The sequence below is a fragment of the Bradyrhizobium sp. genome (assembly GCF_019242285.1).
Lineage (GTDB): Bacteria > Pseudomonadota > Alphaproteobacteria > Rhizobiales > Xanthobacteraceae > Bradyrhizobium.
Genome location: NZ_JAFAVV010000582.1, coordinates 1 through 8,142 on the forward strand (window position 1 = coordinate 1; position 8,142 = coordinate 8,142).

An 8,142-nucleotide genomic window follows, 5' to 3' on the forward strand; every position below is an offset into this window, starting at 1 on the left:
GCGAGTGCGGCGACGGCACGGTGATTGACGAGCGCAAGCGCAGCTTCATTCCCATCTCGTGTGTGCGCAATCGCCGCTGCGTGGACGATGACGTCCATGCCGTCGAGAAGAGGGGGCCAATCCGCGGTAGCGGTAAGGTCGGGCGACGTGACCGCGTCGATGGCCTTTCCCGACGGGAAAGGCCGGCGGCTCGCGGCTCGCACACGGTAGCCGCGTTCGGCGAGATAGGCGACGAGCGCCCGCCCGATGAAGCCGGACGCTCCGGTCACGAGTACGCGCTTCAAGTGAAGGTCTCGCGCGGATCTGAAGGACCTGCCGTGAGCCTCGCCGAGATCGCCGCGACGAGTACGGTGGCAAGGACCAGCGTCACGCCCGAGACCGGTATCGAATCTTGCCAGATGCAGATCAATGCCAGCCCATCGAGAACGAGTTCAAGGACAAAAATGTGCCCCACCACCGCGGCGACGCTCCATCCCGCATCCGTCGCCCGTTGGTAGACATGGCTACGATGAGCTTCCCAAAAGGCTTCGCGGCGCGACAGCCGCCGCAGCAGCGTCGCGCCAGAATCCCACAAATAATAGAGCGGCAAGATCAAGGCAGCGGCGAGATGGCCGGCGAGCGCCAGGCGATAAAGTCCATAACCCAGGATCAGGCCGATCGGTAGGCTGCCGACATCGCCGAGGAAGACGCGCGCCACCGGTTTGTTGAAGGGTGCGAAACCGATGAGCGCGCCGCAGAGCGCGGCCGCCAGCAGGGGCGCCGCCATTGTTTGCGACGTCGCCACGCCGCCCAGCGCTGCCAAGGCGGCGAGCGGCACGCCGCAGCCAGCAACCGTGATCCAATCGATGCCATCCATGAAGTTCACGAGGTTGACGAACCAGACGCCGGCCAGGATCACCAGAGCACGCTCGATCGCAAACGGCAGCGCCGGGAAAAGCCGCGCCTCGGCCGGTGCGGCAAGCAAAACGACCAGGCAGACCGCAACAATCTGCGGCACGAGCTTGGCGAGCGGCCCGAGTGGCCTCAGATCATCGATGGCGCCCGTCGCGGCAACAAGGAGCGAGGCGGCGAGCACGAGCGTGGCCTCGCGCACCGCCGCCCCTTCCGGCATGGCAACGACGAGGCCTATCCCGGTCGCCAGCAGTGTGGCGAGCACCACCGCGACGCCGGCGCCCTGAGGCGTTGGCTCCGCGTGGCTCGAGCGCGCATTCGGTCGCGCCAAGGCATAGCGACGCAGAAGCGGCATCATCGCAACGACGAGACCCGCGGAACATGCCGCCGCGGCGGTAAGCGTGATGACGATCGCGGTGGCCATGCGTCAGGTCCTTGCCGCAAAGCAGGAGAGGCGGCAAGCCGGCCGAAGGACGCGAGCCTCCCGCAAGAGGCTGTTGCGGTTCGCCAGGCGTTTGTCGTTCTCGATTCACATTGCCAAGTCGGGAGGTGGCAGCTAGAGACTTCCGCCGGCCATTGGGGCGTCGCCAAGTGGTAAGGCAGCGGTTTTTGGTACCGCCATTCCTAGGTTCGAATCCTAGCGCCCCAGCCAGCCATTCCGTTGTCCGGACCGGACACAGAGGTGACAATTCGTTCCTAAGACATGGGTGACAACCTCGGGCCGAATGGTGCCGGAGTCCCCGCTGAGATGGCTCATCGCTTCGCCGTCAACACGCCGAACGATGTTCTTCCAAAACCGAACACTCCTTCCAGGGCATGCGAGCGCTCCCGCCAGCCTGCCTGGCGAAAGGTGTCACCCTTGTGTACGGAACGTTTTGTCACCATCGGAACCTGCCCATTCGCCCGTCGGAATGCCACCGAATCAAGATGCTGCTTGGCGATGAGGTGGTGAAGGCTTATCGTTGAGAACGGCAGGCGCACGAGCATTCGAATCCCGGAACATAGATACCCGGCTCACACGGGCGCGAGCATTGCGATCGCAGGGGTCAGCACATGGTGATCTCCTCGAAGAGAGCATCCCTCGCGGCATCAGTTGCATAGCCTGGGGACACTAAGATCATTGATCTGTTGAAGCCCGATCTCTGGCGTCGAAAGGAACCAGCTGTAAGAGATCGCCGGGTTCGCCCGCGGTTTTGGACAAACGACTGGGGAGGCGTTCGATGAAGAGAACAGGCTTGCTGTGCGGCCTGCGACGTTCACGCGTGCTCCGCGCAGCCGCCGGCACCACCCTTCTCGCTTCTTGCAAGCCTGCTGGTGTATTGGATCCGCAAGGGCCGGTCGCCTCGGCGGAGCGACTCCTGCTGATCAATTCGACGGCGATCATGCTCGTTGTCGTGATACCCGTTATCATGGCTACTCTGGTGTTCGCTTGGTGGTATCGGTCCTCCAACGCCCACGCCGCCCGCAGCCTGGTCGAATCCTATGAAGAGCGTGTCGAATTCGTTGTCTGGTCCATCCCGGCGCTGACCGTGATCTTGCTGGGCGGGGTCATTTGGATCGGTTCGCACCGGCTCGATCCGCGAGCAGCGATCCCTGGAAAATCCGACCCCCTGCGCGTCGACGTTGTGGCGCTCGATTGGAAATGGCTTTTCATTTATCCCGATCGAGGTGTCGCCGCCGTCAATCAGCTGGTCATCCCGGCCGGAACGCCTGTTGAATTTCGAGTCACCTCGGCAACGGTGATGAATTCGTTTTTCGTGCCGCAGCTGGGCAGCCAGATCTACGCCATGGGCGGCATGACCACGCATTTGAGCCTTCTCGCGGACAGGCCGGGCGAATTTCCCGGGCTGTCCGCGAACTTCAGCGGCGACGGCTTTTCCGAGATGCGGTTCGTCGTCAGGTCGGTGCCGGCCGACGAGTTCACGGCCTGGCCCGAGCAGGTGCGCGGCGCCGGATCTGCCCTTGACGATGCCGGCTATGACCAGCTGTCAAAGCCGAGCAAAGCCGTGCCACCTACAACCTATCGCTCGGTTTCACCGAAGCTCTTCGACCGCATTCTCGAGCAGACGATCGCGGGTCCCGCGAAGGCGGACATCGGTGCGCGATGGCATCCGCCGGTGCATCGGGCGGGAGGTTGAAATGCTGGGCAGGCTGACCTGGGCGGCAATCCCGATCAACGAGCCGCTCCCGATCATCAGCGGAGCGGCAGTCGGCCTATTCGTTCTGGCCGTCCTCATAACGATAACTGTAAAGGGGTGGTGGCCATATCTGTGGCGCGAGTGGCTGACCAGCGTCGACCATAAGCGCATTGGAATCATGTACATAGTGCTTGGGCTGGTCATGCTGCTGCGCGGCTTTTCGGATGCGATCATGATGCGCACGCAGCAGGCGATCGCGGTCGGCACGGCGCAAGGATACTTGCCTCCGGAGCACTACGATCAGGTCTTCTCGGCGCACGGCACGATCATGATCTTTTTCGTCGCGATGCCGCTCGTGATCGGTTTGATGAACTTTGCCGTGCCGTTGCAGCTCGGCGTGCGCGACGTTGCCTTTCCGGTGCTCAACTCGATCAGTCTGTGGCTCACGGCAACGGGCGCCCTGTTGATCAATGCCTCGCTTGTGATCGGCAATTTCGCGCGCACCGGCTGGATGGCCTACCCGCCGCTATCCGAGCTCGCCTTTTCACCCGATGTCGGGGTCGACTACTACCTTTGGTCGTTGCAGATTTCGGGTGTCGGCAGCTTGCTCACCGGCATCAATTTTGTGACGACGATCCTCAAGTTACGCGCTCCCGGCATGACCTATTTCCGCATGCCGGTGTTTTGCTGGACCGCGCTGGCCTCAAGTCTGTTGATCGTTGCCGCTTTTCCGATCCTGACCGCCACCTTCATAATGCTGCTGCTCGACCGACACCTCGGCATGCATTTTTTTACCAATGATGCCGGCGGCAACCAGATGATGTACGTCAATCTGTTCTGGGCCTGGGGTCACCCCGAAGTCTACATTCTGATTCTGCCTGCCTTCGGCATCTATTCCGAAGTGGTCGCGACCTTTTCCGGCAAGGCATTGTTCAGCTACCGCTCGATGGTTTGGGCAACGCTCGGGATTTGTATCCTCTCATTCATGGTGTGGCTGCATCACTTTTTCACCATGGGCGCGGGCGCCGACGTCAACGCGTTTTTTGGGATCATGTCATCGGTCATTGCAGTGCCGACGGGCGTCAAAGTCTTCAACTGGCTGTTCACGATGTTCCGCGGCCGGATTGTGTTCAAGACGCCGATGCTGTTTGCAGTCGGCTTCATCGTCACGTTCGCAATAGGCGGCCTGACCGGCGTGTTGCTGGCGGTGCCGCCAGTCGACTTCGTGCTTCACAACAGTACTTTCCTGGTTGCGCATTTTCACAATGTCATCATCGGTGGCGTTCTGTTCGGGGTGCTGGCGGGTATCAACTATTGGTTTCCCAAAGCCTTTGGGTTCACCCTCGACGAACGGCTGGGTCGGGCCAGCTTCTGGTGCTGGCTCATCGGCTTTTATCTCGCCTTCATGCCGCTTTATGCGCTGGGGCTGATGGGCATGACCCGGCGCCTGGAGCATATTCCCGACCCAAGTTGGCAACCTTTACTGCTCGTCGCGGAGGCCGGGGCCATCGTCATATTGTGCGCAATCCTTTGCCAGATCGCGCAGCTCTACGTCAGCATACGCACGCGCGAGCAGCGCCGTGACTTGACCGGCGACCCATGGAACGGTCGAACGCTCGAGTGGTCCACCTCTTCACCACCTCCCGACTACAATTTCGCGGTGCTGCCGAGGGTCGATAGCATCGATGCGTTTTGGCACTTGAAGCTCGCGGGCCGGCCTCCGGCGGCGCCGGCCTATGAAGCGATCGAAATGCCGCGCAACAGCCCGGCCGGATTCGTCACCGCTTTTTTTGCGGTGGTCATGGGGTTTTCGCTGATCTGGCAGATCTGGTGGTTGGCCATCCTCGGCTTTGCCGCCGCCGCGACCGTGGTCTTGATAGCTGGCTGGAGCATTGAGCGTGAGCACGAAATCTCAGCCGCCGAGCTTGCGCGAATGGAACGGGTCCGGTGAGGTGAGGCAGCCCGCATGACGCTTGCCGAAATCGACAGAGCTCCAAACGAGGTTTCAAGCGAGCGCGCGCGAGGACGTGGCGGGGGCGGCCCGGCCCCGAAACGCATCGTGGTCGCTTACGGATTCTGGATCTTCATCCTCAGCGACATGGTCATGTTCTCGGCCCTTTTCGCCGCCTACGCGGTCATGTTGGGGAATACCGCGGGGGGACCAACTGGAGCCGAGCTGTTCAACATCCGCAGCGCTTTCATCGAGACGATGTGTTTGTTGCTCTCGAGCTATACATGTGGGCTCGGAGCATTATCCGCGGAGCGAAGGGACCCGGCGCGCTTCCTGATCTTCGCGGCTTGCACCTTCGCGCTCGGCGCGGCCTTTCTGTTCATTGAAGTCACGGAATTTGCCGGCATGGTGGAGAAGGGCGCCGGGCCTTCGCGCAGCGGCTATCTGTCCGCCTTTTTCACTTTGGTCGGCACTCATGGCATCCATGTCGCGAGCGGCTTGATCGCACTCGTCTACCTGGTTGCTCAGGTGATCGCCAAGGGTCTGCAAGCTGCCGTGCTGCGACGCCTGCTGTGCTGGAGCCTGTTCTGGCACGCGCTGGACATCGTCTGGATCGGGGTATTCACGTTGGTTTATCTTTGGGCTACCTGATTGGAGCTATCGGCAATGGACGGTCCCGAGCACGTCTTCGACGACCGGACGCCGGGCGTCGGAGAGCATGAGCCCACGGCCACCTACCTGTCGTACACGGTTGGATTGGGGCTTGCGATCCTGGCGACGATCGCCTCTTTTGTCGTTTCCCAGACCGATTGGCTCTGGTCGCCGGGCATTCCGGTTGGGTTGATCGTGCTGGCTTTCGCGCAGATCGGCGTTCACCTCGTCTTCTTTCTGCATCTGGGCAGCGGGCCCGACAGCACGAATAATGTTCTCGCCCTCGCCTTTGGCGTGCTGATCGTTTTTCTCGTCATTACCGGTTCTGTTTGGATCATCGCCAATCTCAACAGCAACATGATGCCGATGTCGCCATAACCGGAGCCCGCCCGATCTGGTCATTCCAACAAGCGCATGTCGATGCGGGTCGCATGACCACGTTTGAATGGTGAGCGCCCGCGCCAGGAGCAGGCAGTTTCGTCCGGCGCGAGGGTTGTTGGGTGGTAAGGTAACTTGGACGGAGGCTGTCCGGCCCGCCGTCGCACGCGACGATAGCACACGTCGCGCTCGCCAGGCCTACGGATCGATCCCGGCGGATGGTCTATCCGTCGAAAAAATCTATCCACAATGTTACAGAGTTGTGGTTAGGCCTTTTCCGACAAAGGGGAACCAGTTATCCGGGCGGGACTACTGTGTTTTGCGAAGGTGCTCGACCTCGGCGACGAACTCATCCGTCGTGATCTGCCGGCAATAGCCGCGATTATTGCGCAGCGATGCCTCATGACGCTCGCGCGTGTGGGTGGCGCATGCATCGGTGATCAGCGTCACCAGATAGCCGAGATCGCAAGCGTCGCGCACCGCAGAATCGACGCATTGGTCCGTGAGAAATCCCGCGATCACGAGAGAACGGATGCGAAGATTACGTAGCAGATAATCGATATTGGTCGAGATGAAGACCGAGGACGAAGTCTTGGGTATCACGATCTCGTCCGGGAGGGGAGCAACGATGGCGGGCACTTTTGCATCCCAGGAGCCCTTTCGCACGTCGATGCCGGAGATCTTGTAATCGAGACCGCGGTCGCGCCCGTCAATCGTCAGGTTCTCGATCACCGTGTAGATCACTTCGATGCCTGCGGACCGGCAGGCGCGCAGCAGCCTTGCCTGGTTGGGCAAGATGGCGGCATGCACGAGATGGAGGAAGCGGTTTGCATCGTCCAGGTCCCGCTCGCCGAGCTTCGCGAAGGAGCCGCCCTTCGGATCGACGCCGTAATTCTGCACGTCAATCATGAGGAGGGCCGCATGCCCGAGCTCGATCGGAATGTCGCGGCTCGTCGGTTCCTTGGCCAAATCCCTGCTCACAAGCCCCTCCGCGCGTGTTGGCTTTAAGCCGAACCGCTACACTGCTCTAAACTATTAGGCATAATCTTTTCGGAAGAGCGGTTTCCACTTTTTCTGATCGGGCTCTAATAGGCGGCGGCGTAGCGCGCGCAGATCGCCTCGTCGCTTTCGCCCTTGACCGCGTTGATCTCCGATGTCCGTAGGCGCAAATAGGCGCTAAGCAGGTCGGGGCCGAGAGAGGCATGCAGCGCCTCGTCGGACTCGAGTCGGCCGAGGGCCTCGGCGAGCGATCCTGGGAGATCGGTGATGCCGGCGGCGTGCCGCTCCTCAGACGTCATCTCCCAGATGCTCTTTGCCGGCGGGGTCTGAAGCCGCATCTCGTTGCGTATGCCGTCGAGCCCGGCATGCACCAGCGCTCCAAGCGCCATGTAGGGGCTCGCGGTCGCGTCGCAGACGCGGAACTCGAGATTGAACTGTTGGTCCGCATTCTCGGCGGCCATGCAAAAGATTGGGGAAACCCGCAACGCGGCCCCACGGTCTCGCTCCGCTAGATTGGCCCAGACAGGCGCCCAGCGATTGGGGCGCAACCGGAAATAGGAAACGATCGAGGGTGCGGTGAGCGCGGTGAGGGCTGGCATATGCTGGACGATTCCGGCGACGAAAGGCTCCGCCCTTTCCGAAATTCCATAAGGACGGGAGGCATCATACATGATGGCCTCCCCGGCAAGGTCGCGCAGGCTGAAATGAATATGCGTCCCGTTGCCGACCGCGCCGAGCTCGACGATGGGGCTTAGGATTACCCGATGCCCAAGGCGGAAGGCGACGGCGCGGGCCATTTCGCGCACGATCACCGCCTCGTCGGCGGCGCGCAGGTCGAGCTGCGGGGCGACCGTCACTTCATATTGGCGGGGCGCATATTCGGGGAGGAAGGAGTCGGGTGTCGCGCCCGCCCGCCTGATCGCGGAGATGAAGATCTCGCCGAACGTCCCCTGATTGCGGAAGGCATCATAGCCATAGGTGGTGCCCGGCCATTCACCAACGCCCGTGTAGACGAATTCCTGCTCAAAAGCCGAGAGGATCTCGAATCCCGCCTCCGCGCGGAGCGTCTCGAGGCCGCGCTTCAGGAAGCTGCGCGGGCAGTACGACCAAGCCTCGCCTTCGGCGGTCACAATA

General features: G+C 61.6%; 9 protein-coding genes and 1 tRNA gene. 5 read left to right on the forward strand and 5 right to left on the reverse strand.

Features of this window, described 5'->3' with window-relative positions; genetic code table 11:
- Positions 1–269: NAD(P)-dependent oxidoreductase (locus JOY90_RS23705; protein WP_291693545.1), on the reverse strand; the 269-nt coding region annotated here is incomplete at its 3' end.
- Between the two features lie 11 nt (positions 270–280).
- Positions 281–1,315 (reverse strand): glycosyl transferase, encoded by a 1,035-nt coding sequence (locus tag JOY90_RS23710; protein ID WP_291693546.1) that lies wholly within the window; start codon positions 1,313–1,315, stop codon positions 281–283.
- A gap of 153 nt (positions 1,316–1,468) precedes the next feature.
- Here JOY90_RS23710 and JOY90_RS23715 point away from each other — a divergent pair.
- Positions 1,469–1,543, forward strand: a tRNA-Gln gene (locus JOY90_RS23715).
- 101 nt (positions 1,544–1,644) lie between these two features.
- Here the strand turns inward: JOY90_RS23715 and JOY90_RS23720 are convergent.
- A complete protein-coding gene (locus tag JOY90_RS23720; protein ID WP_291693547.1) occupies positions 1,645–1,878 on the reverse strand; it encodes a hypothetical protein in 234 nt (77 codons plus the stop codon).
- A 233-nt stretch (positions 1,879–2,111) separates the two neighbouring features.
- Here JOY90_RS23720 and cyoA point away from each other — a divergent pair, with 233 nt between their 5' ends.
- The 4 genes from cyoA to cyoD are packed head-to-tail and all read left to right on the forward strand — an operon-like array spanning position 2,112 to position 6,009.
- On the forward strand, positions 2,112–3,029 hold the full coding sequence (gene cyoA / locus JOY90_RS23725) for a ubiquinol oxidase subunit II (protein ID WP_291693548.1): 918 nt from the start codon (positions 2,112–2,114) through the stop codon (positions 3,027–3,029).
- Position 3,030: 1 nt separating this feature from the next.
- On the forward strand, positions 3,031–4,980 hold the full coding sequence (cyoB, locus tag JOY90_RS23730; protein ID WP_291693549.1) for a cytochrome o ubiquinol oxidase subunit I: 1,950 nt from the start codon (positions 3,031–3,033) through the stop codon (positions 4,978–4,980).
- 15 nt (positions 4,981–4,995) lie between these two features.
- Positions 4,996–5,631, forward strand: coding sequence for a cytochrome (ubi)quinol oxidase subunit III (locus tag JOY90_RS23735; RefSeq protein WP_291693550.1), 636 nt, complete (start codon positions 4,996–4,998; stop codon positions 5,629–5,631).
- Between the two features lie 15 nt (positions 5,632–5,646).
- A complete protein-coding gene (gene cyoD, locus JOY90_RS23740; RefSeq protein WP_291693551.1) occupies positions 5,647–6,009 on the forward strand; it encodes a cytochrome o ubiquinol oxidase subunit IV in 363 nt (120 codons plus the stop codon).
- A 309-nt stretch (positions 6,010–6,318) separates the two neighbouring features.
- Here the strand turns inward: cyoD and JOY90_RS23745 are convergent, their stop codons facing one another.
- The gene (locus tag JOY90_RS23745) at positions 6,319–6,918 is read right to left on the reverse strand and encodes a cysteine hydrolase family protein (protein ID WP_291693553.1); all 600 of its coding nucleotides are present in this window, start codon (positions 6,916–6,918) and stop codon (positions 6,319–6,321) included.
- A 176-nt stretch (positions 6,919–7,094) separates the two neighbouring features.
- Positions 7,095–8,142: glutamine synthetase family protein (locus JOY90_RS23750; RefSeq protein ID WP_291693552.1), on the reverse strand; the 1,048-nt coding region annotated here is incomplete at its 5' end.

Coding starts and splice junctions, on each gene's coding strand:
- JOY90_RS23735 (WP_291693550.1), top strand. CDS start 4,996: ATGACGCTTGCCGAAATCGACAGAGCTCCAAACGAGGTTTCAAGCGAG.
- cyoB (WP_291693549.1), top strand. CDS start 3,031: ATGCTGGGCAGGCTGACCTGGGCGGCAATCCCGATCAACGAGCCGCTC.
- JOY90_RS23710 (WP_291693546.1), bottom strand. CDS start 1,315: ATGGCCACCGCGATCGTCATCACGCTTACCGCCGCGGCGGCATGTTCC.
- JOY90_RS23720 (WP_291693547.1), bottom strand. CDS start 1,878: ATGCTCGTGCGCCTGCCGTTCTCAACGATAAGCCTTCACCACCTCATC.
- cyoD (WP_291693551.1), top strand. CDS start 5,647: ATGGACGGTCCCGAGCACGTCTTCGACGACCGGACGCCGGGCGTCGGA.
- JOY90_RS23745 (WP_291693553.1), bottom strand. CDS start 6,918: ATGATTGACGTGCAGAATTACGGCGTCGATCCGAAGGGCGGCTCCTTC.
- cyoA (WP_291693548.1), top strand. CDS start 2,112: ATGAAGAGAACAGGCTTGCTGTGCGGCCTGCGACGTTCACGCGTGCTC.